Annotated in this window: 22 protein-coding genes and 3 tRNA genes; 12 read left to right on the forward strand and 13 right to left on the reverse strand. The window is 63.8% G+C overall.

Annotation, left to right across the window (positions count from 1 at the left end; genetic code table 11):
• Nucleotides 1–7 precede the first annotated feature (7 nt).
• The gene (locus GBB14_RS08230) at nucleotides 8–1,270 is read left to right on the forward strand and encodes a deoxyguanosinetriphosphate triphosphohydrolase (protein WP_151529177.1); all 1,263 of its coding nucleotides are present in this window, start codon (nucleotides 8–10) and stop codon (nucleotides 1,268–1,270) included.
• Here GBB14_RS08230 and crtI read toward each other — a convergent pair.
• The 4 genes from crtI to GBB14_RS08250 are packed head-to-tail and all read right to left on the reverse strand — an operon-like array spanning nucleotide 1,267 to nucleotide 4,394.
• Complete coding sequence (gene crtI, locus GBB14_RS08235) at nucleotides 1,267–2,841, reverse strand: phytoene desaturase family protein (RefSeq protein WP_151529178.1); 1,575 nt, start codon at nucleotides 2,839–2,841, stop codon at nucleotides 1,267–1,269. The two genes, GBB14_RS08230 and crtI, sit on opposite strands and share 4 nt — an antisense overlap.
• Complete coding sequence (locus tag GBB14_RS08240; RefSeq protein ID WP_151529179.1) at nucleotides 2,828–3,715, reverse strand: phytoene/squalene synthase family protein; 888 nt, start codon at nucleotides 3,713–3,715, stop codon at nucleotides 2,828–2,830. Before GBB14_RS08240 ends, crtI begins: the two co-directional genes overlap by 14 nt.
• A 2-nt stretch (nucleotides 3,716–3,717) precedes the next feature.
• Entirely contained in the window at nucleotides 3,718–3,960 is a 243-nt protein-coding gene (locus tag GBB14_RS08245; protein ID WP_151529180.1) for a hypothetical protein, read from the reverse strand.
• 2 nt (nucleotides 3,961–3,962) lie between these two features.
• Nucleotides 3,963–4,394 carry a ribonuclease domain-containing protein gene (locus GBB14_RS08250; RefSeq protein WP_151529181.1) on the reverse strand — a complete coding sequence of 144 codons (432 nt, stop codon included), beginning with the start codon at nucleotides 4,392–4,394 and terminating at the stop codon, nucleotides 3,963–3,965.
• Between the two features lie 85 nt (nucleotides 4,395–4,479).
• Between GBB14_RS08250 and dnaG the strand changes: the two genes are divergently transcribed.
• Nucleotides 4,480–6,360 (forward strand): DNA primase, encoded by a 1,881-nt coding sequence (dnaG, locus tag GBB14_RS08255; protein WP_151529182.1) that lies wholly within the window; start codon nucleotides 4,480–4,482, stop codon nucleotides 6,358–6,360.
• On the opposite strand, the gene GBB14_RS08260 is transcribed toward dnaG, so the two are convergent.
• The 3 genes from GBB14_RS08260 to GBB14_RS08270 form a co-directional block, all read right to left on the reverse strand.
• Entirely contained in the window at nucleotides 6,357–6,596 is a 240-nt protein-coding gene (locus tag GBB14_RS08260) for a hypothetical protein (protein ID WP_018019019.1), read from the reverse strand. The genes dnaG and GBB14_RS08260 overlap by 4 nt on opposite strands.
• 72 nt (nucleotides 6,597–6,668) lie before the next feature.
• Nucleotides 6,669–8,345, reverse strand: a complete 1,677-nt coding sequence (locus GBB14_RS08265; protein ID WP_151530495.1) for an AMP-binding protein — start codon at nucleotides 8,343–8,345, stop codon at nucleotides 6,669–6,671.
• Between the two features lie 249 nt (nucleotides 8,346–8,594).
• Nucleotides 8,595–8,671 (reverse strand) — tRNA-Ile (locus GBB14_RS08270).
• A gap of 189 nt (nucleotides 8,672–8,860) precedes the next feature.
• Here GBB14_RS08270 and GBB14_RS08275 point away from each other — a divergent pair.
• The 5 genes from GBB14_RS08275 to GBB14_RS08295 all read left to right on the forward strand — a co-directional run bounded on the left by GBB14_RS08275 (nucleotide 8,861) and on the right by GBB14_RS08295 (nucleotide 12,738).
• Nucleotides 8,861–8,932 (forward strand) — tRNA-Asn (locus GBB14_RS08275).
• 34 nt (nucleotides 8,933–8,966) lie between these two features.
• On the forward strand, nucleotides 8,967–9,713 hold the full coding sequence (locus GBB14_RS08280) for a trimeric intracellular cation channel family protein (protein WP_151529184.1): 747 nt from the start codon (nucleotides 8,967–8,969) through the stop codon (nucleotides 9,711–9,713).
• A gap of 120 nt (nucleotides 9,714–9,833) precedes the next feature.
• Complete coding sequence (locus GBB14_RS08285) at nucleotides 9,834–11,174, forward strand: dicarboxylate/amino acid:cation symporter (RefSeq protein ID WP_151529185.1); 1,341 nt, start codon at nucleotides 9,834–9,836, stop codon at nucleotides 11,172–11,174.
• Nucleotides 11,175–11,223: 49 nt separating this feature from the next.
• A complete protein-coding gene (locus GBB14_RS08290; RefSeq protein ID WP_151529186.1) occupies nucleotides 11,224–12,069 on the forward strand; it encodes a serine hydrolase in 846 nt (281 codons plus the stop codon).
• Nucleotides 12,070–12,351: 282 nt separating this feature from the next.
• On the forward strand, nucleotides 12,352–12,738 hold the full coding sequence (locus GBB14_RS08295) for a hypothetical protein (protein ID WP_151529187.1): 387 nt from the start codon (nucleotides 12,352–12,354) through the stop codon (nucleotides 12,736–12,738).
• Here the strand turns inward: GBB14_RS08295 and GBB14_RS08300 are convergent.
• Nucleotides 12,735–13,598: an HAD-IIA family hydrolase gene (locus GBB14_RS08300; protein WP_151529188.1), complete on the reverse strand. Its 864-nt coding sequence runs from the start codon at nucleotides 13,596–13,598 to the stop codon at nucleotides 12,735–12,737. The genes GBB14_RS08295 and GBB14_RS08300 overlap by 4 nt on opposite strands.
• A 5-nt stretch (nucleotides 13,599–13,603) precedes the next feature.
• Nucleotides 13,604–13,918 carry an acyl carrier protein gene (locus tag GBB14_RS08305; RefSeq protein ID WP_192796121.1) on the reverse strand — a complete coding sequence of 105 codons (315 nt, stop codon included), beginning with the start codon at nucleotides 13,916–13,918 and terminating at the stop codon, nucleotides 13,604–13,606.
• A gap of 37 nt (nucleotides 13,919–13,955) precedes the next feature.
• Here GBB14_RS08305 and GBB14_RS08310 point away from each other — a divergent pair, with 37 nt between their 5' ends.
• Nucleotides 13,956–14,975 carry an alpha/beta fold hydrolase gene (locus GBB14_RS08310; RefSeq protein WP_151529190.1) on the forward strand — a complete coding sequence of 340 codons (1,020 nt, stop codon included), beginning with the start codon at nucleotides 13,956–13,958 and terminating at the stop codon, nucleotides 14,973–14,975.
• 64 nt (nucleotides 14,976–15,039) lie between these two features.
• On the opposite strand, the gene aceE is transcribed toward GBB14_RS08310, so the two are convergent.
• Nucleotides 15,040–17,775, reverse strand: coding sequence for a pyruvate dehydrogenase (acetyl-transferring), homodimeric type (aceE, locus tag GBB14_RS08315; RefSeq protein ID WP_151529191.1), 2,736 nt, complete (start codon nucleotides 17,773–17,775; stop codon nucleotides 15,040–15,042).
• A gap of 518 nt (nucleotides 17,776–18,293) precedes the next feature.
• Between aceE and GBB14_RS08320 the strand changes: the two genes are divergently transcribed.
• The 4 genes from GBB14_RS08320 to GBB14_RS08335 all read left to right on the forward strand — a co-directional run bounded on the left by GBB14_RS08320 (nucleotide 18,294) and on the right by GBB14_RS08335 (nucleotide 21,288).
• Nucleotides 18,294–18,668 carry a DUF3052 domain-containing protein gene (locus GBB14_RS08320; RefSeq protein ID WP_151529262.1) on the forward strand — a complete coding sequence of 125 codons (375 nt, stop codon included), beginning with the start codon at nucleotides 18,294–18,296 and terminating at the stop codon, nucleotides 18,666–18,668.
• 95 nt (nucleotides 18,669–18,763) lie between these two features.
• Nucleotides 18,764–18,836, forward strand: a tRNA-Val gene (locus GBB14_RS08325).
• Between the two features lie 469 nt (nucleotides 18,837–19,305).
• Nucleotides 19,306–20,241 carry a GDSL-type esterase/lipase family protein gene (locus tag GBB14_RS08330; RefSeq protein WP_151529192.1) on the forward strand — a complete coding sequence of 312 codons (936 nt, stop codon included), beginning with the start codon at nucleotides 19,306–19,308 and terminating at the stop codon, nucleotides 20,239–20,241.
• A gap of 72 nt (nucleotides 20,242–20,313) precedes the next feature.
• Nucleotides 20,314–21,288: a CobD/CbiB family cobalamin biosynthesis protein gene (locus tag GBB14_RS08335; RefSeq protein ID WP_151529193.1), complete on the forward strand. Its 975-nt coding sequence runs from the start codon at nucleotides 20,314–20,316 to the stop codon at nucleotides 21,286–21,288.
• On the opposite strand, the gene GBB14_RS08340 is transcribed toward GBB14_RS08335, so the two are convergent.
• From GBB14_RS08340 to GBB14_RS08350, 3 genes are read right to left on the reverse strand one after another with little or no spacing between them, the layout of a single operon-like run.
• The gene (locus GBB14_RS08340; RefSeq protein ID WP_151529194.1) at nucleotides 21,225–22,154 is read right to left on the reverse strand and encodes an SURF1 family protein; all 930 of its coding nucleotides are present in this window, start codon (nucleotides 22,152–22,154) and stop codon (nucleotides 21,225–21,227) included. The genes GBB14_RS08335 and GBB14_RS08340 overlap by 64 nt on opposite strands.
• Nucleotides 22,155–22,159: 5 nt before the next feature.
• Nucleotides 22,160–22,648 carry a low molecular weight protein-tyrosine-phosphatase gene (locus GBB14_RS08345; protein WP_225976650.1) on the reverse strand — a complete coding sequence of 163 codons (489 nt, stop codon included), beginning with the start codon at nucleotides 22,646–22,648 and terminating at the stop codon, nucleotides 22,160–22,162.
• The gene (locus GBB14_RS08350; protein ID WP_151529196.1) at nucleotides 22,632–23,291 is read right to left on the reverse strand and encodes an HAD hydrolase-like protein; all 660 of its coding nucleotides are present in this window, start codon (nucleotides 23,289–23,291) and stop codon (nucleotides 22,632–22,634) included. The genes GBB14_RS08345 and GBB14_RS08350 overlap by 17 nt, the downstream gene beginning before the upstream one ends.
• Nucleotides 23,292–23,334 lie beyond the last annotated feature (43 nt).

Raw genomic sequence — 23,334 nt, forward strand, 5'->3', positions numbered from 1 at the left:
CACTAGGGTGAACGTCTACTCCGCCAGCGATTATGAACGCCGCCTGAGCGAAGCGGCCAAAAGCGCTCAGCTCCCTGGGGCCGCCCCCGACGAGCGCAGCGACTTCTCGCGCGACCGGGCGCGCGTCCTCCACTCGGCGGCACTGCGACGACTCGCGGACAAAACCCAAGTGGTTGGGCCCCGCGATGGCGATACCCCGCGTACTCGGCTGACGCACTCCCTAGAGGTGGCGCAGATTGCGCGCGGTATCGGCAGCGGCCTCGGGCTCGACCCCGACCTCTGCGAACTCGCCGGGCTCTGCCACGACATCGGCCACCCGCCCTACGGGCACAATGGGGAAGTGGCGCTCAACACCGTCGCCCAAGACGCCGGCGGCTTCGAAGGCAATGCCCAAACCCTGCGGATCATCACCCGCCTCGAGCCGAAGGTGCTCGACGCTGCCGGGAATAGCTATGGGCTGAACCTCTCGCGCGCCGCCATCGACGCCTCCTGCAAATACCCCTGGACCGCCAGCGAAGGCCGCCGCAAATACGGTGCCTACGATGAGGATCGCGAGATTCTGCGCTGGGCCCGAGCCGGAGTGAGCGGGCAAGGAAAATGCATGGAAGCCCAGGTGATGGACTTCTCCGATGACGTCGCCTACTCCGTGCACGATGTGGAAGACGGCATCCTCTCCGGACGCATCCGCCTCGGCGTGCTCTGGGATCTGGTGGAACTCGCCGCCCTCGCCCAACAAGGAGCCCACGCCTTCGGTGGCAGCCCCGAGGAGCTTATCGACGCCGCCGACCGGCTACGTCAGCTCTCCTGTGTGGCCCACGCCGCCGACTTCGATGGCTCCCTGCGCGCCCTCACCCGATTAAAAGCCATGACCTCGCAGCTGGTCGGCCGTTATGTGGGCGCCGCGATTAGCGCCACACTCCACGCCCACGACGGGGCGCCCTTGGGCCGGCACCACGGCGAGTTGGTGGTCTCCGCCGAGGTGGCCGCCGAGGTGCGCATGCTCAAAACCATCGCCGTGTTATACGTGATGGAAGAAGACCAGCATCAGCGCCGCCAAACCCGGCAGCGCAACCTCATCTACCGGGTGTACGACTACCTGCATCTCAGCGCGCCCGGCTCGCTCGACCCGATGTTCGCCGCCTGGTACACCCAGGCCGAGAACGAGCAACAACGCCAGCGGGTGCTCGTGGATCAGATCGCGTCCATGACAGAATCCCGGCTCGAACGCACCGCCCGCAACGCCGCCGATATCTCCGTGTTCTACTGCTAGGTATTCTCCCCTTCGAGGGAGGCCAAGGGCCCGCCCGAGCGATCCCCGCGGATCCGCTTGAGCACGTTCTCCGCCGAGATCAAACACATCGGCACACCCACCCCGGGCACCGTGGTGGCACCCGCATAGTAGAGGCCGCGGAGCTCGGAGGAGGCATTAGCGCCGCGCAGAAAAGCCGACTGGCGCAGCGTGTGGGCGGGGCCGATCGCGCCGCCGCACCAGGCGTGATAGCGATCCGAGAAATCCGTTGGGCCAATCGTGCGCAGCACCTCCACCCGGGAACGCAGCGCCGGCTCGCCGATGGCGTCCCCCAGCTGCGCCAGAGCGGAGTCCGCAATAGCCTGCACCGCCGCGCTGGGGGAGTGCCCATAGGCGTCGCCGTGGCCGAGGCTGATATCGGCGGGCACCGGAACCAGCAGGAAAAGATTCTCCTTGCCCGCTGGGGCGACGCTCGGATCCGTGGCCGAGGGGCGGCACACATACATCGACTGCGACGCACCCAAGGGGCGATCCGGGTGGGGGCCGGAGAAGACCGCATCGAAATCCGGGGTCCAGTCACGGGAGAAGAGCAGATTGTGGTGCTCGAGCTGCTCCAGCGGGCCATCCACCCCGGCCAGCACGAGCACCGTGCCGATACCGGGATCGCGCCGGGCGAAGGAGCGCTCCGAGTAGCTGCGCAGCCGCTCGGGCACCAGCGTGGTTTCGGTGTGGTGGAGATCCGCGCCGGAGACCACCGCGTCCGCAGTCAGCGTGGCGGCACGACCCTGGGCGTCGAGGATGCGCACCCCTGTGGCCCGCTTCCCCTCATGGGTGATGGCGGTGACGCGGGTAGAGAGATGGAAACGCACCCCCGCGTCACGGGCAAGGCGGTAGAGGGCGTCGATCACGGCCGCGAAACCACCCATGGGATAGCGCACCCCCTGAGTGAGATCGGTGTGGCTCATCAGGTGATACATCGCCGGGGTGCGCTCAGGGCGGGAGCTGAGAAACACGGCTGGGTAGGTGAGAATGTGGTGCAGCCGCGGATCACTAAAACGCCGCCGCACATGCTTATCCAGCGAGGTGCTCAGCAAGTAGCTGAGGGTGCCGAGTCGTCGCAGCACGCTGGAATCGAGCAGCGGCCCCGGCGAGGAGAAGGTGGTGTAGAGGAAACGCTGCATGGCGATGCCATAGGCGTCTTCGGCCTGATCCAAATAGGTCTCCAGCGCGGCGCCGGCCCCCGGTTCGAGGGACTCAAAGAGCTGCACCGCGGCGTCCCAGCCGAAGGGCACATCGAGCGGCTCATAGGGATCGATAAACACCCGATAGCCAGGATCGAGCAGCCGCAGGTCCAGCTGCTCGGCAGTCGAGGTGCCCATGAGCTCGAAGAAGTGGTCGAAGGCATCCGGCATGAGATACCAAGAGGGGCCGGTATCCCAGCGATAGCCGTCCTCCACGAGCAGCCCCGCACGGCCGCCCACCTCGTCATTCTTTTCCACCACATCTACCTGCATGCCGCTGCGGGCTAAGAGCGCGGCGGTGGCCAGTCCGGCGACGCCGGCACCAATCACGAGGGCACTAGTGGGGTACATGGGGGCCTTTCCGGTGGAGTGCACCTTGGGCGAGGGAGCGGGCAATGATGCCCGCCTTGCGGGCGGGGCTCAGACGCAGCCGCTGCCGGTAGAGCTGCTCGGCAGGGGCCTGCTCCAGCTCATCGCTGAGGGCGGCAAAAAGATTAGTGGCCGAGCGCACTGCCAGCGCCGAGGAGGTGGGCAGCAGCGGGATCGACGCATAAGAGACCTGCAGATCCTCGCGGATCTCGGTGATGAGTGCGGCCTTGGACTCCTCCGTTAGCTCGCCCAGATAGGCGCGACCGAGGCTGGCGCTGTCCTCCGAGAGATCCCGCAGGAAGTTGATTTTTTGAAAGGCCGCGCCGAGGCTGCGGGCGCCGCGCTCCATCGTGTCCCGATCCGCGGCCGACACCTCCCGGCCGGCGAGGAAGATCTGCACACACATCAATCCGATCACCTCAGCCGAGCCATAGATATAGCGGGCGAGGCTCTCGGGGGTGTGCTCGCTGCGGTCCAGATCCTGCCGCATGGAAGCGAAGAAGGCGGCCATGTGCTCGCGCTGGAAATCGCAGCGGCGGGCGGTCGCGGCATAGGCGTGCAGCACCGGGTCAGTGTGGAAACCGCGCTCGGGGGCAGCCAGCACCGCCGCCTCATAGCGGTCCAGCTCGGCGCGGATCTCTGCGGGGCTCATACCCGCCACCGTGGCGGTGCCATCGACGATCTCATCGGCGATACGCACAACGGCATAGAGGTTGTGGATATCGCGGCGCACCGCCGGAGCGAGCAACTGGCTGCTCAAACCGAAGCTGGTGGAATAAGAGCGGATGACCTGGCTGGCGGCCGCGTCGGCGCAGTCTTGGAAACGCCGCAAATAATCGGGATGGGAGACACTCATATTCAGCGGCACACCACCGTCACCGTGGCGGCGCGGGCCACCGTCTCGATCGGATTCACCTCGGCCGCACTCAGCCGCACCCCACGCAGCAGCAGGTGGGTGACTGGGTGCTCCTTGAACGCATCATGCAGCCCGTCAAGGTTGCTGGCCCGCTGATGCGGCTGGGCGCTGAGCGCATCAGAGATCAGCGCAATCAACTCGCCGCGACTGCGTGCGCGCCGACAATCCACTGCCACTAGCTGCATGCCTAAACTCCCGTCATCGTGCAGAAACTCTCATAATGATCGGCCGTGTAGTACCACACATCGGGTTTGTCTCCGCCGGTGACAATGCGCCGCGGCCCGCGATGATTGAGCCCTGGGGTCTCCACCGTGTACTCGCGGTAGTAGTCTTGGGCGCGCTGCGGCAGCAGCTGCTCATAGTTACCGAAGTGGGTGCCGTCGTTCTCGGGGTAGTCGAAGGGGCCGCCGGCCTCGATGCGTTCCACCACCTCGGCGGCCTCCGGCGGCAGCGTGTCGAGCGCGCAGGTATCGCCGCTGGCGCTGGCGCTGCTATCGGTGGACGGCTCTGAGCCATCGAGCCCGATATAGGCGCCGAGACCGGCGAGGAGGACGGCGCCAACGGACAGCGCCACCCGACGCAGGGAGCCGCGCGGCCCCGAAGAACGTTCATCAGCCATAAACACGTAGTGTATTAGCCTCCGTTGATAGAGATCATCTGCGGTGGCATGATTCGTGTCTCAGCCGCACGCTAATGTAGGGGCCATGGGTAAAGGACGTATCCCTGAGCGGGACATTCAAGCGATCAGAGAGGCCACGCCGATCGACGAGATCGTTGGCGACTATGTGCAGCTCAAGCCCGCTGGTGTGGACTCGCTGAAGGGGCTATCGCCCTTCAAGGATGAGAAAACACCTTCCTTCCACGTGCGCCCAGCCCGCGGCTATTTTCACTGCTTCTCCTCCGGTGAGGGCGGCGATGTCTTCTCCTTCCTCATGAAGATGGAGCACCTTAGCTTCCCCGAGGCCGTGGAGGCCTGCGCGGAGAAAATTGGCTACCAGATTTCCTATGAGGGCGGGGGACCGGGCCGGCGGGAAGATGTGGGCACGCGGCAGCGGCTCATATTGGTGAATAAGATCGCCCACGAGTTCTATCAAGAGCAGCTGGGCTCCGCCGAGGCGCAGACCGCCCGCGACTTCCTCACCGAGCGCGGATTCAGCTCCGAGCACGCTCGCGAGTTCGGCTGCGGCTATGCGCCGGCGGGCTGGGACACCCTGACCAAGCACCTGCTGCGCACGGGCTTCGACGTCACCGAGATTGAGGCCGCAGGTTTGGGCAAGATGGGCCGCCGCGGCCCGATCGATCGTTTCCACCGCCGCCTGCTGTGGCCGATCAAAAACTTGGCCGGGGATGTCATCGGCTTCGGTGCCCGCAAGCTTTTCGACGATGACAAGCTGGGCAAGTACATGAACACCCCCGATACCCTGCTGTATAAGAAGTCCAAGGTGCTCTTCGGGCTGGACATGGCCAAAAAGCATATCGCCGCCTCCCACCAGGCGGTGGTGGTGGAGGGCTACACGGACGTGATGGCCATGCATGCCGCCGGTATCCAGACGGCCGTGGCGGCTTGCGGCACCGCCTTCGGCGAGGAACACCTGCAGATGCTGCGCCGGCTCATGCTGGACGATTCTTACTTCCGCGGCGAGCTGATTTATACCTTCGATGGCGATGAGGCCGGGCAGAAGGCTGCGATGCGCGCCTTCGATGGCGATCAGAAATTCACCGGTCAGTCCTATGTGTCGGTGGCGCCGGAGGGGCTGGACCCCTGCGACCTGCGCCTGGAGAAGGGCGATGCTGCGGTGCGCGAGCTCGTGGCCAACCGTGAGCCCATGTTCGAGTTCGTGGTGCGCTCGATCATCGAGGATTATGACTTGGACTCCGTCGAGGGGCGCTTGCAGGCCTTAAGACGCACGATCCCCGTCATCGCCGATATTCACGACCACTCCCTGCGGGACGAGTACGCCCGGCAGCTTGCCGGCTGGCTAGGCTGGCGCGACATCGACGAGGTGGTTCGGCGGGTGCGGGAACAGGCGCGGGCCCCACGTCCGCAGCAGCAGCCAAAGCGACGCACACCAGCGGCCCCGCAGGAGGAGCCGCGGGTGCCGCGGCCGGATCCGCGCGATAGCCGTCTCTGGCCGGAGCGGGAGGCGATTAAATTGGCGCTGCAGCACCCCGAGATCGCGCTGCCCTATATGCGGGCCTTTGATGATTCCACCTTCACTCACCCCTCGTATGTGGCGGTGAAACAAGCCGTGGATAAGGTCCTGCAGGCGGGCGGGGATCACGAGGGCGTGGACTGGCTCGCAGCGGTGGCAGGGGAGATTCCGGATATTCACGGCCGCGGCTTGGTCTCTGAGCTGGCCGTGGAAACCATCCGAGTGGATGCCGCCCATCTGGTGCGCTACGCGGACTCGGTGTATTCGCGCCTGCAGGAGGTGCGCGTGGGGCAGATTATCGCGCAGCTCAAAGGGCAGTTGGAAAGAATGAACCCCACGAAAGACGAAAAGGCCTATGACAGCCTCTTCGCGGATGTGGTGGCGCTGGAACAGCAGCGCCGCCAGTTGCTGGAGCGGGCGAACCGCTACTAGTCCTCGTCCGGCTCCAGCACAGACTGGCTATCAGAGCGCAGGTTCTTTACCTCGCGCATCCGCGGCTGCGGATCGAGCTTATTGGCGATGGCCTTCCGCGTGGCGTTGACCGCCGCCTTCGAGGCGGGGGAGTTCACCGCCGCCTGATAGGCGTTTTTGATCTGGGAATAACGTTTACGGCCTGCTTTCGTGCCGAAGACATAACCGGCGGCAGCGCCGACAACGAACTGAATCATTCCTGTCCTTTCCTATGCGCAACGTGTATCGAACCACTGTAGCAAGAGGCGGTCAGGACGGTCGGGGTCGCGCTAGCTCTGGTCTTGGTCCAGGGTGGCGGGGTCCGGCAGCCAGCGGGGCACCACCTTGCCGCTGTCATTACGCGGCAGATCATCCACCCAGAAGATGTACTCCGGCACATTGTGCTCGGCCAAGGCCACGCGCACCTTCTCACGCAGCTCGTCCTTCGTGAGCTCCGTGGCAGAGTCCGACTTGACCACCCAGGCCTCGAGGTGGGCGATCACATCGTCCTGCTTGCCCGAGACATACACATCGGCGACCTCATCGAGCGCCCCGAGATACTCCTCGACCTCGCGGGGGAAGACGTTCTCGCCGCCCTTGATCACCATGTCATCGGCGCGGCCTTCCAAGTGCAGGAAGCCGTCCTCGTCCAGGTAGCCTAGGTCGCCGGTGGCCAGCAGGCCATCGTGGGTAGAGGGGGTGTACTTATCGGAGAGGAAGCCCACCATGGTCATGGAGTTAGCCGAGTAGATTTCGCCCAACTCGCCGACGCCGGCCTCGGAGCCGTCCTCCTTGAAGATCTTCAGCACGGTGCCCAGGTTGAGGCGGCCGGCATTGGAGGAATCAGCCAGCATCTGCTCGGAGGTCGAAATCGAGATCTGGGAGTGCTCGGTGGAGCCATAGAGGCTGTAGAGCACGGGGCCGAAGGCATCCACGAGCTCCTCCACCAGATAGGCGGGCACGGCATTGCCGGAGTTCGCGATGAACTCGAAGGGGCCAATCTTAGCGCCGGTCTTCTTCGCTTCGGCCACGAAGCCGCGCAAGAATACGGCGGAGGAGATGATGGCGTTGACCTTGTAGCGCTCGCAATCGGCCACGGCCTCGACCGGGTCGTAGTGGCGGCGCAGGATCTGGGTGCTGCCGGTGATGAGTGCGGCCAGCAGGTTGCCATAGCCCCAGGCGTGGAAGATCGAGGCGGTGGCCTGAATGGTCATGTTCATTCGCCACGGGATCACGCGCGTCACGCCGGCCAGTGCCTTCGGGGTGAGCGGGATGGGCATGACGACGCCCTTGGGGATACCGCGGGTGCCGGAGGACATAATCACGGTATTCTGCGGCTTCGGGCGCTTCGGCAGCGTGAAGCTCTGGGCGGGAGTGGAGGTCAGCTCCGCGATCGTGGGGCTGCTGGAAATGTCCACCTGCTCCTCGCCCTCGGCGGCCACCGCACCTTCGACCACATAGTGCGGCACATCCGGGTTGGCATAGGCCACCTCGGCGTATTCGGCGTCCACAATGAACACGTCCGCGCCATAGGTGTTGAAAATATTGGTGATCTGAGTGGTGGAGGATGCCGGATTGACGATCATCGGCTGGGCACCGATATAGCCGGCGGCGGCGAGCGGCAGGATGATGCCGCGGGAGTTGCGGGCCTGGATGGCGATCATGTCGCCCTCCTTCACCCCGTTGAGGGCGAGGTTAATGGCCATGTTTCGGGCCTGCTCGCGCAGCTCGGCGAAGGTGAGATCGCCGAAATCGTCGATGATGGCGGTGCGATCGCCAAATTCGACGGTGGACTGTTCCACGAGCGAGGTAATGCTGAGTCCCCAGCGGCCCACAGCCGTGAGCGTATCCTTCCAGCCGCTGAGCGAGCGATTGCGGAGTACACCGGTCTTCTTCAGGGGCTTAATGCTGCGCACGAACTGATCTACATGGGTGGCTGCGCTCACGCGTGTGGGACGTTGAGACATCGTCTTTTCGGGCCTTTCCTCTGGGATATATGGCGCTGGGCTGAACGCCTCATCTAGGTGTATCGCTCGTATTAAGCGCAAGGTTACAAAATGATAAAAAGCTATTGCTTACCTACACTTTAGGGAGTTGCGGGCCAAAACCAAGACAGGGCCGCCTAAGAGGCGAGCGAGCAGGCTTTATATACACCACCCCCACGGCCAGTGGGTGGGGCCAGTGGGGGTGGTGGTGCACATGTGAAAGAAGTTTAGTGGTGGGGCCGCCGGGGCTCGAACCCGGGACCAGCGGATTATGAGTCCGCGGCTCTAACCGACTGAGCTACAGCCCCACGCGCCTTCGAGTGCGGAGCCTCAGGCGCGAGGGTCATTATAACCCGTCGTTTCGGTGTGGTGATAGTTGCTCTTCTTAAGGCTTAAAAATTGGAATAAGCAGCGAGTTTGCTTGTGATTGTAGGGGCGGGCTATAGTTACATCTCGTTGCCAGCGAGGTCCGCTACAGGCCCAAGCTGAAAACACAATCCCCCATAGCTCAACGGCAGAGCATTCGACTGTTAATCGAAGGGTTGTTGGTTCGAATCCAACTGGGGGAGCTTTTTTCGTGTCTGGGGTAAGGAAAAAGTATCGATGACTGCTGTGGTTTCCTCCTCCATTCTCACCTTGTGGGCCGTGCTGGATCTTATCGGCGTGGTGCTCAATGGGGTCATCGGCGGCACGATCGCCCGCCAGCGTGGTTTCGACGTGGTGGGTTTTTTCTTTCTCGCCGTATTCTCGGCTCTCGGTGGTGGCATGTTGCGCGACGTCCTCATCCAGCAAGGTGCCCCGGTAGCCATCACTAATCCCATTTATCTGCCCATGGCCGGCGTTGGGGCGCTCATTGCTTTTGTGTTGGATCTGCACGCGCGGTGGTGGACGATGTTTCGCGTGCATGCCGACGCCATCATCTTGGGTGTCTGGGCCGTGACCGGAACCTCGAAGGCCTTGGCTTTTGACCTGCCGGTCGCCTCGGCCGTGTTCCTCGGGCTCATTACCGCCGTGGGCGGTGGCATGATCCGCGATGTTTTTGCCGGCAATCCGCCCGCCGTGTTTGGCGGGCAGCCCCTCTATGCCGTTCCGGCGCTCGTGGCCTCGTCCGTGCTGGTGGTCTTTGATTCTTATGGCCTCTCGGGTATTGGCATGGTGGTAGCCGGTCTCACTGGGGCGCTCATGGCCATCTTTGCCTTCTGGATGGGGTGGGTGCTGCCCCAAAACTCCACTCTCAGTGCCCGCAAGGTGTGGATGCGCACGCGCACTCTGGCTAATCCCCGCCGGGTGCGTGGCTCGATGGCGTCGCGGGCGCGTCAGACGTGGTCAACCTATATGAAAAAGAAATAGACAAAGCGGTCTTTATTGCCTGAACGGATCGGTTCGGTTTAGGATGTGGGACTTGGCGCAGCACGGTGCTGCGCCGGCCCCGAGTGGGCGTCGACAAGCATAAAAAGAAAGACAGCGACTATGACTGCCACATCCTCGCCGACCTGGAAAAAGTTAACCAGCTTCGGTGCACAAGTTATTTACGGCCTCATCATTGGTCTCATTCTGGGATTTTTCGCCCGCCGTATGGGCGACGACTCGTGGCTGACGGAGGTCGTGAGCTCCGTCGGTTCGACCTATGTGAGCCTGCTGAAGCTCCTTATCCCGCCACTGGTGGTTACCGCCGTGATCACCTCGGTGGCTAATCTGCGGGAAGTGACCAATGCCGCCCGCCTGGCGGGGCAGACCATCATCTGGTTCGCCATCACGGCCTTGGTGTCGGTGGTCGCCGGTCTGATTATCGGCACCGTCCTGCGCCCGGGTGCTAATAGCAGCGTAGATGCCGCCAGTGCCGCGGAGCCGGACAGCGTGGGCTCCTGGCTCGGCTTTATCTCCTCGCTCGTGCCGGAAAATATGCTCGGCTTGAGCGTGCGCGTCAGTGAGGGGGCGGACGGCTTCAGCGCCACCCCGAACTTCAACGTGCTGCAGCTGCTGCTGCTCTCCATCGCTTTTGGTATCGCTGCGGTGCAGGTGGGCAAGAAGGCCGAACCCGTGATTGAGTTCTCCCGCTCCCTGCTGGAGCTGGTGCAGAAGGTGCTGTGGTGGATTATTCGCCTGGCGCCGATTGGCTCCGCCGCGCTGATCGCCCGCGCCGTGGCCACCTATGGGTGGGATACCATCGGCTCGCTTGGCGCCTTCGTTCTCGCTATCTACCTCGGCCTCGCCGTGGTGATCGGCGTGATCTACCCGAGCGTTCTCGCCCTCAACGGTTTGAGCGTGCGCACCTTCTTCCGCAAGGTGTGGCCGGTGACCTCTCTCGGCTTTGTTACCCGCTCCTCCATGGGCGTGATGCCCGTGACTGAGCGCACCACCGAGCAGGCCCTCGGCGTGCCCCGCAGCTACACCAGCTTCGCGGTGCCGCTCGGCGCTACCACCAAGATGGACGGCTGCGCCGCGATCTATCCGTCCATCGCCGCGCTCTTTGTGGCGCAGTTCTACGGCATCGACCTCGGCGTGAAGGAATACCTGCTCATCGTGTTCGTGTCCGTGATCGGCTCGGCGGCCACCGCCGGCACCACCGGCGCGACCGTGATGCTCACCCTCACCCTCTCCACGCTGGGCCTGCCGCTGGCCGGTGTTGGCCTCCTGCTCGCCGTGGATCCGATCCTGGATATGGGCCGTACCGCCGTGAACGTCACCGGCCAGGCGCTGGTGCCCACCGTGGTGGCCAAGCGCGAGGGCATCCTCGATGAGCACACCTACGACAATGAGCAGGTCGCTACCTACGAAGAGGAGCGCGCCCACACGGACGTGAAGGCCTAGCTTCTCAAGAAGGCCAAACGCTACCCGCCAAGGTATTACGATGGCGGGTATGCAGCTTCTGGAGGAGATCACGCAGTGGCCCGTGGATAACGTCGCCGGCGCCCTGGTCCAACTCGATCGCGAGACCGGCGCCGCCATCCTCACCGAGACCGTCGGTGATATGAAAAAAGTGGTGCCGCTGGCCAGCGTGAGCAAGCTCCTCTCCGCCTATGCTTTCCTCATTGCCGTGGAGGAAGGGGTCTTCGACCTCGATACTCCGGCACCCGCACCCGCCCCCGCAGGCTCTACTGTGCGCCATCTTCTGGCGCATGCCTCGGGGGTGGGTTTTCATGAGGGCGATCGCATGCGCGGGGTAGAAGAGCGCCGGATCTACTCCTCCTATGGGTTTGAATTGCTCGCCGAGCTCCTCGAGCAGGAGTCGGGGATCAGCTTCCCCGAGTATTTCCACGAGGCCCTGTGCGAGCCTCTAGGCATGGCCACCACGGTGCTCGAGGGATCCCCCGGGCACGGCATCGAGTCGAGCGTGTCGGATGTGGCCAAGTTTGCTCAGGAGCTGCTCGTGCCCTTCCTACTCTCTCAGCAGATGAGCCGTGAGCTCGCCACCGTGCAGTATCCGGAACTCATCGGTATCGTGCCCGGCTACGGCATGCAGAAACCCTGCCCGTGGGGGCTTGGATTCGAGATCAAGGGGCAGAAGGATCCGCACTGGACGGGGGCGTCTATGCCGCCGGAAACCATCGGCCACTTCGGCGTTAGTGGCACGTATATGTGGTTCGTTCCCGAGGCCCGCACCGCGCTCGTCGTGCTCACCGACCGCGACTTCGGCGAGTGGGCGAAGCCACTGTGGTCCGAGTTCAATGACGGGGTTTGGCGCCGACTACAGCAGCGGAGTTAAGAGCAGCATCAGAGAGCACTGTGAACCTCAAGTACCACTTGAGAAAAAGGGGGTATCAACTGGTGGTTGAGGGTTGCTGGGGTGTGCTCTTCTTCAGCACTATTGCTTCTAGACGCGCGGTCACCGCGCCGCGCCACCATGAGAGGTCGTTGGGGAAGACGTACCTCGTCTTAGGGCACCCGCACCGCGGGGTTGCCCATTGCTTATCGACGCCACCTGCTCGCCAGCGCCACCGCGCTATAAGGCGAGCTGGGTCCCGCAGAGAAGAAACGAGCCAGCACCATGACCTTCCCCGCTACCTGCCATCACTTCGCCCACCGCGCCGCGCTGCGGCCAGCCGTGCGGGCGCTTCCTAGCCCCTGGGTGGATGACATTCAGATCGCCGTCGTGGATATCGCGGGGCTGCCTCGCTCCCGACGCATGGCCGTGGAGGAGCTGTTTCATACCCACCTGCGCTCCGAGCCGGCAGTGCCAGCCAGCGCCACCGTGGACTATGAGGCGAATTGGTGCACCCAGTGGCAGAGTGACCCGCGTACCCGCACTGTGAGCTGCTCTCAGTTACTCAGCGGCACAGCCACGGAATTAGACACGCTCGCGACTGCCCTGACTGAGCTCGGTGATAGCCTCAGTGCACAGGTCAGCACGAGCGTGCGAGTCGTCTCGGCCTAGTTCTTCTTCTTGGAGTTCTTCTTCTCGCCGGAGCTCGCGGTGGAGGACTTCCTAGCGCCATCGGTGTAGAAGCCGTCCTCGAAGGGATCCAGGGTGTGACCCACTAGATCGGCTACCGAGTCCACCACCTTGGTGGGGCGGTAGGGGAACTTGGTGATCGAGAGATCATCGGAAATGCCGGAGCGCACCAGGACGGTGCGCATACCCGCCTCGAGGCCGCACTTGACGTCGGTGTCCATGCGATCGCCGATCATCACGGTGGACTCGGAGTGCACGCCGAGTTCATTCAGGGCGCTGCGCATCATCACCGGGTTGGGCTTACCCACAAAGTAGGGCTTTTGGTCGGTGGCGGAGGTGATCAGCGCGGCCACGGCGCCGGTGGCCGGCAAAATGCCCTCGGGGGAGGGGCCGGTGACATCCGGGTTGGTGCAGATGAACTTGGCGCCATCGCGAATCAGGCGGATGGCGCGGGTGATCGCCTCGAAGGAGTAGGTGCGGGTTTCACCTAGGATCACATAGGCCGGCTCCTTGTCTGAGATGATCCAGCCGGCCTCGTGCATGGCAGTGGTCAGCCCGGATTCACCCACCACGAAGGCGGTGGTTTCGCCCACCTGGCTGGAGAGGAAACGGGCGGTGGATAGCGCCGAGGTCCAGATGCGCTCCTCGGGGATCTCCAGGCCGGTGTTGCGTAGGCGGGCCGCGAGATCGCGGGGTGTGTGGATCGAGTTGTTGGTGAGCACCATGTACTCGATCTCATTGGACTCGAGTTCGGCGATGAAGGTATCGGCACCGTCGATCATCTTGCCCTCTTGGATGAGGACACCGTCCATGTCGGTCAAAAAGGAGATATGAGCAGTCATAGCTCCTATTGTGCCTTGTTTTGCTTATCCACAGCGGCTATCACTTCAGAGGCGGTGCTGAAGGTGAAGGCGTCCTCGTCGCCTACCTGCAGGCCGGTGGCCTGTTCTACCCGCAGCGCCAGCTCCAGCAACTCGAGCCGCGAGAAGCCCAGATCCGCGGTGAAGTCGGCATCGACGTCCACGGCTTCTCGGTCCATGTCCTTTACTCGGGCGATGAGACGGGTGATCTGGGTACGGGTATCGGAGGTGTCCTCGGGCTCCTCGGTGGCGGCCGGCTGCGCGCCCAAGGCGCGGGCAAGCTGTTCTCCTAGTTGGCTCATGATTCTTAGCTTAACGGTGCGACTAGGATGGACACTTATGGATCTCGTTCCCCGCCGCTTTGAACAGCTCACCCAAGCCATGGTGTGGCGGCTCACCCCCAGCGGGCGAAAGAAGCTCCGCGAGAGCCGCTATCGCCACGCCTCCGACCAGCATGCCCCCGGGCTCACCAACCCCACCGCCACGGGCACCGTCGATGTTGATGACATCGCGGTGCAGTACTATCAGCTCGGCTGTGAGCAGGACCCCGACGCCACCGTCGTGTTCGTCCACGGCTTCACCCTTACCGCCGATTCTTTCTTTCTGCAGATCGATCACCTGCGGGAGCGCTATCCGCGGATACGCAGCCTCGCCGTGGATCTGCGCGGGCACGGCGAGACGGGGGAGGTGGATCCTCGGCTGTGCACCATCTCCGGCGCCGCCGATGATGTCTATACCGCCATCAGCGCCCGCACCGAGGACGAGCCGCTCATCCTCGTCGGGCACTCCCTCGGCGGCTTCGTCGTGTTCAACATGCTGCGCCGCTATCACGAGCACCTCGCCGGGCGGATCAAGGGACTCGTGCTCGTTGATACCGCCATCGATTCCTTCTCCGCCCAAGGCGTGCCGCAGGTGCTGGCCTCGCCGATCGCGGATATGGCCTATAACGCCGTCGAGGCTGCGCCCGAGGTGGTGCAAAAATATCGCGACTCCATGAGCGAGCTGCTCGGCCCGGCGCTGGCGACTTCTGTATTCAAGGCGCACGATATCGAATACCCCATCGTGGAGTTCCACGCGGAAATGATTCGCCACACCCCCTTGGCCACGCTGGTGGGCTTCTTCGACGATCTCCAGGAACACGAAGAGCTCGCCGCCGCCCAGTATCTGCGGGGGATTCCCGGCTTCATTCTGGTGGGTAAAAAGGACATCTTTACCCCCGTCAGCCAGTCTGAGCGGATCCACGAGGTGTGGCCCTATGCCACGTTGAAGATCGTGGCCGATACCGGCCACATGCTGCCGCTGGAGCAGCCGGAGCTGCTCAGCGCCTGCATCGATGAGTTGATCGAGGCTCTCGACTAGTTTTCTCCGGAACACACAGCAACGCCCCCATACCGCGTGAGCGGCACGGGGGCGTGTGTGCGTCTTAGGCCTCGGTGGGATCGTCGAGCTTATACTCCCGTGCGGCCTGGGCCACGACGTCCTCGTCTACCTTGCCCTCGCGGGCAAGCGCGGCCAGGGTGGCGACCACGATGGACTCGGCGTCGATATTGAAGTAGCGGCGGGCTGCCGGGCGGGTGTCCGAGAAGCCGAAGCCATCGGCACCCAGTACGGTGTAGTCGCCGGGCACCCACTTGCGGATCTGATCCGGCAGGGCGGTAGCGAAGTCCGAGACGGCCACAAACGGGCCCTCGGCGTCGCCAAGCGCGCGGCTGACAAAGGGCTTCTCGTGCTTCTCATCGGGGTGGCGCAGCGCGGCCAGCTCATAGGCTTGGCCATCGCGGGCCAGCTCCGTCCAGCTGGTCACCGAGTAGATATTGGCGGCGACATCGTAGTTCTCGAGCAGCATCTCCTGGGCCTTCAGCGCGGCCTGCATGCCGATACCGGAGGCGAGGATATTCGCGGAGTACTCGGCATCTTCGGCGTCGTCGAAGAGATAGATGCCCTTGAGCAGGCCCTCGACATCGAGGTTCTCCGGCACGGCCGGCTGGGGGGTGGGCTCGTTGTAGATGGTGAGGTAGTAGATCACATCCTCGCCGCGGCCCTCGCCGTACATGCGGTCGATGCCCTCGCGGACGATATAGGCCAGCTCATATGCGAAGGCCGGATCATAGGAGATCACCGAGGGGTTGGTGGAGGCCAGCACAGGGGAGTGGCCGTCCATGTGCTGCAGGCCCTCGCCGGTGAGGGTGGTGCGGCCGGCGGTGGCGCCGAGCAGGAAGCCGCGGGCCATTTGGTCCGCCGCTGCCCAGATGGAGTCGCCGGTGCGCTGGAAACCGAACATCGAGTAGAAGATGTACAGCGGGATCATCGGCACGCCGTGGGTGGCATAGGAGGTGCCGGCGGCGATGAACTCGCCCATGGAGCCGGCCTCGTTGATGCCCTCGTGCATGATCTGACCGTCGGTGGCCTCCCGGTAGGAGAGCATGAGGTCATGGTCCACTGGGGTGTAGTCCTGGCCGTGCGGGTTGTAGATCTTCAGCGTCGGGAACCACGAGTCCATGCCGAAGGTTCGGGCCTCATCGGGGATGATCGGCACGAAGTGCGGAGCCAGCTCCTTATCGCGCATCAGGTCCTTGAAGATACGCACAATCGCCATGGTGGTGGCGACCTTCTGCTTGCCCGAGCCCTTGAGCGCGGACTTCAGCTTCTCGATCGGCGGAACGCTCAGCGGCGTGTAGCTATCGCGGCGCTCGGGCAGGAAGCCGCCGAGCTCCTCGCGACGCTCCAGCATGTACTTGATTTCCTCGGACTCTGGGCCGGGGTTGTAGTACGGCGGCAGGTAGGGATCCTTCTCCAATTCCTCATCGGAGATCGGGATTTCCTGCTTATCGCGGAACTTCTTCAGATCCTCCGCGGTGAGCTTCTTCATCTGGTGGGTGGCGTTGCGGCCCTCGAAGTTGTGGCCCAGGCCGTAGCCCTTAATGGTGTGCGCCAGGATCACGGTGGGGCGATCCTTGGTCTCCATGGCGCGCTTGAAGGCGGCATAGATCTTGCGGTAGTCGTGGCCGCCGCGGCGCAGATTCCAGATTTCCTCGTCGCTCATGTCCTCGACCAGCTTGGCGGTGCGTTCATCGCGGCCGAAGAAGTGCTCGCGCACATAGGCGCCGTCATTGGCCTTAAAGGTCTGGAAATCGCCGTCTGGGGTGTGGTTCATCAGGTGAACCAGGGCGCCTTCCTTGTCCTTCTCGAAGAGCTTGTCCCATTCGCGGCCCCAGACGACCTTCACCACGGACCAGCCGGCGCCGCGGAAGAAGGACTCGAGTTCCTGAATGATCTGGGTATTACCGCGCACCGGGCCGTCGAGGCGCTGCAGGTTGCAGTTGATGACGAAGGTGAGGTTGTCTAGGTTGTCCAGGGCGGCCATGTGGATGAGACCGCGAGATTCGGGCTCGTCCATCTCGCCATCGCCGAGGAAGGCCCAGACGTGCTGATCGGAGGTGTCCTTGATGCCGCGGTTTTGCAGGTAGCGGTTAAAGCGGGCCTGGTAGATCGCGTTCATTGGGCCCAAGCCCATGGACACGGTGGGGAACTCCCAGAACTTCGGCATCAGGTGCGGGTGTGGGTAGGAGGGCATGCCGCCTTGGGGACGGGAGACTTCCTGGCGGAAGCCATCCAGGTCGTCCTCGCTGAGGCGCCCCTCGAGGAAGGCGCGGGCATACATGCCGGGGGAGGCGTGGCCCTGGAAGAAGATCTGGTCGCCGCCACCGGGGTGATCCTTGCCGCGGAAGAAGTGGTTGAAGCCCACCTCATAGAGCGGGGCAGCACCGGCATAGGTGGAAATGTGGCCGCCCACCTCGATGCCGGGGCGCTGGGCGCGGTGCACCATGATGGCGGCGTTCCAGCGGATCCAGCGGCGATAGCGCTTCTCGATGGTTTCATCGCCGGGGAACTTCGGCTCCATGCTGGTGGGGATGGTGTTCACGTAGTCCGTGGACGTCAGTGAGGGCAGCGGTACGCGGCGGGCGCTGGCGCGCTCCAGCAGGCGCAGCATCAGGAAGCGGGCACGCGTGATGTCCGACTCCGCGAGCATGCCATCGAGGGAGTCCAGCCACTCGCGGGTCTCCTCGGGGTCCACGTCATTGAGATAGGATGCGACGCCATCACGAATGAGGGAGAAGTTTGTTTGGTCTTGAGAGCTGTCGCCGGCGGTGGAAGCCATGCCTTAAACCTCCTAGGGTCAAAAAATTGTTCCTTCGTCGAATGCCCCATCACCCTCTAAAAGGGGGCGCGCGGCGGCGCGATGGGGTGTCCGCGGAGACTATGTCTACTCACTAGAATACGGATCAATTCGCGGTGGCATGGCACGGCGCTCCAATGATCCTTTTGTGCACAATGCTTATCGACGCCATCTCGCCGCTTTTTGTGCCCCGTGCCTGCAGATTGGCCATGCTCTTTGCGCAGCTAAGCGCCTCGCGCCGCGCCGCGGCGGCCCCATGGCAGCCGGAGAATAGAAGCGGCGATCGGGTCCGCACTGTGTGTAGTGGACGGGGGTGCGGTCCCGCGGTAGTGGTGGGACGTGTGGGTGGGGATAGGTCTTTTTTAGTTTGGGATGAGATAAAAGGCTGCAAGGGCTGTAGTCTCTGAAGGGTGACCTCAACTAAAGCTCAGGAAGGAACCAAACCAGTGGGCGACGCCCCCGGCGCCGTAAACAACAGCGGAGCAGGCTATGCCCAGCTGATGGACGTGAAGACCGGCGACATTATCCAAGAAGTCGGCTGGGACGAGGATGCGGACAGCACGATCAGCGAGGCTCTCGAGGACGCGATCGGTGCTGAGCTCCTCCAAGAAGACACTGATGAACTCTGTGATGTCGTGCTGTTGTGGTGGCGCGAAGAGGATGGCGACCTGGTCGACGGCCTCGTGGACTCTCTTCGCTCCCTCGCCGACAGCGGCGCAGTGTGGCTGCTGACCCCCGGCGCCGGTCAGCCCGGCACCATCGAGCCGGGCGTGATCGCGGAATCCGCGCAGCTCGCCGGACTGGTGCAAACCAAGGCGGAGCGCCTCGGCGATTGGCAGGGCTCCTGCCTCGTGCAGCGCGGCTATAAGCGCTAGTTTTCTTTTCTCATTCGCACAGCTAGAGGGCATTGTTTAAGGATTGTCCTCGGGCTGTGCTACTGTGTCCACACAGCTCACAATGGTGAGCGTGCGCGCCTTTAGCTCAGCTGGAAGAGCAGCTGGTTTACACCCAGCAGGTCGGCGGTTCGAGCCCGTCAGGGCGCACAGATTCACGGCCCCATCGCGTTACCGCGGTGGGGTCGTTCGCATGCTGGGGCCCGCGTCGCTGTAACGGATCTGGCGAGTGTGAAAATTGGGAATTGTTAACCCAAATGGGTGTTGCAGAAAGTTTATTTTAAGCAGCTATATAGCGGCTGTGTCACCGTCGCCGCGGTCACTAATCAAAGACGTATTGAGCTGGGGGAATGAGCGCGGTGAGGCTAAGGAAAATATAAGAGCGCGGCGGCTATTTTGTCGCTGGCCGTGTTAGATAACGTTTGTGTCACGATTATCTATGATCTATCCTCAATATGTGATTTAAAGCCCTCTGTGCTGCATCCCCGACGGGTTTGCGGCGAGGGTGTCAATATGACCGCCGTGCAGTCTCGGCCGTCTCGATGAGCGCCATTCTCAGCTTCTGCTGAGGGTGAGTTTAGTCGTGGCGGGGACTGCATATTCTTAGGAAATGTGAGTTATGCGTCGTTTCTCCTCCTCCATCCTTAAGGCCACCGTCGCTGCTGTGACCGTGGCCACCATCGGCTTGGGCTCCGCCAACGTTGCCTCCGCCCAGCTGCCACCGCTGCCGGAGGTACCGCAGATCCCGGGTCTTCCTGCCGCTCCGGCTCTGCCGCCGGCACCGGGCCTGCCCTTCCAGCCGGTTCACTCGGGGGAGAAGGAGATGGTGACCTTCGGTGACTCCTTCACCGCCAACGCCGGTAAGGGTGGCCCGCGTGGTCTGGCTCCCGCGCAGAGCCCGCTGGTGCCGAACTGCGCCACCGATATGGATAACTGGCCCAAGACCGCTGCCCGCGAACTCGGCTACTCCCTCGCTGACTGGTCCTGCAATGGCACCGGCGGCGCCCCCGTTATTCAGCTGCGCGCCTACCTGGAGCTCGCCATCCAGCAGGGTTCCATCGGCCCCGGCACCAAGGAAGTCGCCATGATGTACGGCGGCCTCGATACCCTGCAGTGGGTCGATGCCGGCATGGACATGGCCAATATCCCCACCCCGGATTCCACTCTCTTCCGCGAGACCATGCGCGATACCGCTAACCGCATCCGCCAGGTGGCCCCGAACGCTCGCGTCTCCCTGGTGTCCTACCCCGAGTTCGCCACCAACGATCAGGTCTGCCTCTACAACGAGCAGAACGTGCTGCACCCCATCGCCACCCCGGGCGCTACCCAGGTGCAGGAGAAGTTCCGCGACTCCCTGCGTAATGCCGCTCACTTCGCTGGCATGAACTTCGTGGACATCTACCCCGAGAGCATCGGCCACGGCACCTGCGCTCCCCGCAATGAGGATCGCTGGGTCGCCGGCGTGGCGGACCCGGTGATCGGGCCGCTGCCGAACCACCCGACCGTCCAGGGCACCAAGGCTATGGGCCACATCGTGGCCAATAAGCTGCGCTAAGTCGCTCTGAGTGCCTGCCACCGCCCCCACGCCCTGCACGGCGTGGGGGCGGTTGTCGTAGGCTAGACGCTTATGACTGCTCCTACGCACGGCCGCGCCGGCGCCTGCGGCATTATCGCTGGGGTCGCCGCCGACCGGATCATTGGCGATCCGCAGCGCGGGCACCCCGTGGCGCTATTCGGCCGTTATGCGCTGTGGCTGGAGCGCCACCTCTATGCCGACTCGGTGGCCCGCGGCGCCCTCTATTGGGGCGCGGCTCTCGCCCCCGTGGTGCTCGCGACGCACGCGGCGGCGAAACGCGCCCCGGAGCTCACCATGGCGGCGGTGCTATGGGCCAGCCTCGGCGGCACCACCCTCGAGCGCGTCGGCAGCAGCTTGGCCGATGCCCTCGACGCCGGTGAAAGCGAGACCGCCCGTGCCTGGATACCCTGGCTCTGCTCGAGGGACCCGGCGCTGCTGGATCTGCCGGCCATGGCCCGCGCCGGCACCGAATCCCTGGCGGAGAATACCTCCGATGCCGCCGTAGTGCCGCTGGTGCTCGCCGCCACCGGCCGCCCCGAGCTGGTGGCCGCTCACCGTGCGATTAACACTCTCGACGCCATGGTGGGCTATCGCTCCGAGCGCTACCTTCGCTTCGGGCGCGTCGCCGCAGTCATCGATGATGTCGTTGCCTATATCCCCGCCCGTATCAATGGGGCCCTGCACGTGGCCTTGGCCGCCACCCGCGGCCGGGGCCGTGCCACGCTGCGTTTTTGGCGGGAGCAGGCCCCGCAGCATCCCAGCCCCAATGCCGGGGTGGTGGAGTCCACCGCCGCCGGCTATCTCGGGGTGCGCTTGGGCGGTCCCACCGTCTATGCCCATGGCACAGAAAACCGGCCCCACTTGGGGGCCGGGGTGCCGCCGCAGGCTGAGGATCTGCGGGCGGCAGTGCAGCTGGCACGGCGCACCCAGGCGCTCGCGGCGCTCGGGGCGGTGCTGCTGGCTCAGAAGCGCTCTTCGTCCTGTTCCGCGCGCCGCTGGAAGGCGCTGTGGCGCTTCTCGCCATAGCGGGCCCGCTTCGGGCTCGGCGCGGCCGGAATATCGCTGAGATAGGGCTGCGGCTGAGAGAGCGGATCCAAGGCGGAGGCGTGTTCCGTCTCCTCCTCATCGCGGCGGCGCTCCCGCAGCTCGGCAAAGATGAAATAGCCCAGCGCGAGCGGCGCCATGATGCCAAAGGCAATCCACTGCAAACCATAGGAGAGATAGGGGCCGCTCTCCTTAGCGGGCAGTGGCTGGGCGGTGAGCACCCCCGGTTGATCCGCGGTGAGCTGCACAAAATCGCGGCCCAGCGCTAGGCCGGTGAGCTCCGCTATCTGCTCGGTATTAATGCCCCACACCTGCTCATAGCCCTGATCGAACATCGGCTCCTGAGTGGGAGTGGGTTCATTCACGCGCACATGGGTGGTGATAGTCACCTCGCCGCGGGGCGCGGGCGCAATGGAGGGCACCTCGGTATTGCGGGCCGGCACATAGCCGCGATTCACCAGCACCACCTCGCCGGAATCCAGCTCGAAGGGGGTCAGCGCGTTGAAGGCCGGGCCGCCCCCGACGGGGCGCATGCGCAAAAGCACCTCGTGCTCGGGGAGATAGTGCCCGCGCAGAATCGCGCGATGCCACTCATCTGCCGGATCAATACGACCGCTGGAGTCCACCAGCTCGCTGTAGTCCACCGGCTGCACCGCAAAAGCAGCATCCAGCTGCTCATTGCGCTCATTGGTATCGGAGTTCTTCCCCAACTGCCACGGCGCAAGCACCGCGATAGCGAGATAGGTGAAGGCCACCACAAGGACGGCGGCGATCACCCAGCCAGGATTGAGAAAAGCCTTCAGGCCCGCAGAGCTGCGGCTGCTTTCGGCGCTGTTATGTCCAGACACGGTGCTTAGCTTAGCGAAGTCGCGTGGCGAACCCACTCCACAATGCCCGGGGTGGCCGCCTCGATCTGCCTGCGGGTGATGCTAAAGCCCTCGCTGCCGCCATAATAGGGATCCTCCACGATGGCCTCCGGATCGGAGTCCGGATCAAAGGAACGCAATAAACGAATGCGCTCCGCAGCGGCGCCTTGGGAGAGAAGATCATCGACGTGGCCATGGTCGAGAGCGATGAGCAGGTCGGCGTCGATAAGCGCACTATTCAGCTGCTGGGCACGATGGGACTCACCATCATAGCCATGTGCAGCCAATTCGGCGCGGGCGCGACGATCCGCCTGTTGTCCGCTATGCCAGCCGCCGATACCGCAGGAGGAGATCTCGACGGCGTCGGCCATGCCCGCATCCTCGACTGCGGCGCGCAGGATGACCTCGGCCATGGGGGAGCGGCAAATATTGCCGGTGCAGACGAACACGATGTGGGGCTTAGCTGAAGTAGTCACTGAGAATCCTTTCGGTGGCTGCAAAATCGGAAGCGGAGTGGGTGGCCGCCGCGTACTCGTCCGGGCGCCCATATCCCCACTCGGCCGCGATGGAGTCGATCGACCGGGCGTGGGCCGCCTCGAAATCGTGGATGCGATCGCCCACCAGCACCACTGTGTCGCGCTGCGGATCGATTTCGAGGTGGTCCATGACATAGTCGAGCACCGCAATCTTAGTGCGGCGGGTGCCGTGCTCCTCGGCCGCCCCGAGGAAGGCGAGGTGCTCCATCATGTCGAAGTGCTCCAGAGTCTGGCGGGCGAAGCCTTCGCCCTTGCTCGAGCAGGTAGCCACGGTCAGCCCTGGGGTAGCGGCGGCGCGGCGCAGAAAATCCAGCGCGCCGGGGTAGGGCTGCGACATCGACCAGCCGGATTCACCGAAATAACGCAGATAGGCGTGCAGGCCCCGGCGCGCCGTCTGCTCATCCAGGCCGAGCCGGCCGAGGGTCTGCTCCATCGGCGGACCAGCGATAGTGGAGAGGAACTCCTCGCTGGGGTGCTCCACGCCTAGCTCGTCGAGGGCGAGCAGCAGGCTATGGCGGATGCCGCGAAAGGAATCCACGAGGGTGCCATCAATATCGAGCAGCAGAAATGTCCCAGAACTCATGCTGTCCAGTCTGTCAGAAACACCCACGCCATGCTTTAGGCTT

The sequence above is a fragment of the Corynebacterium sp. 51B genome (assembly GCF_008930785.1).
GTDB lineage: Bacteria > Actinomycetota > Actinomycetes > Mycobacteriales > Mycobacteriaceae > Corynebacterium > Corynebacterium megadyptis.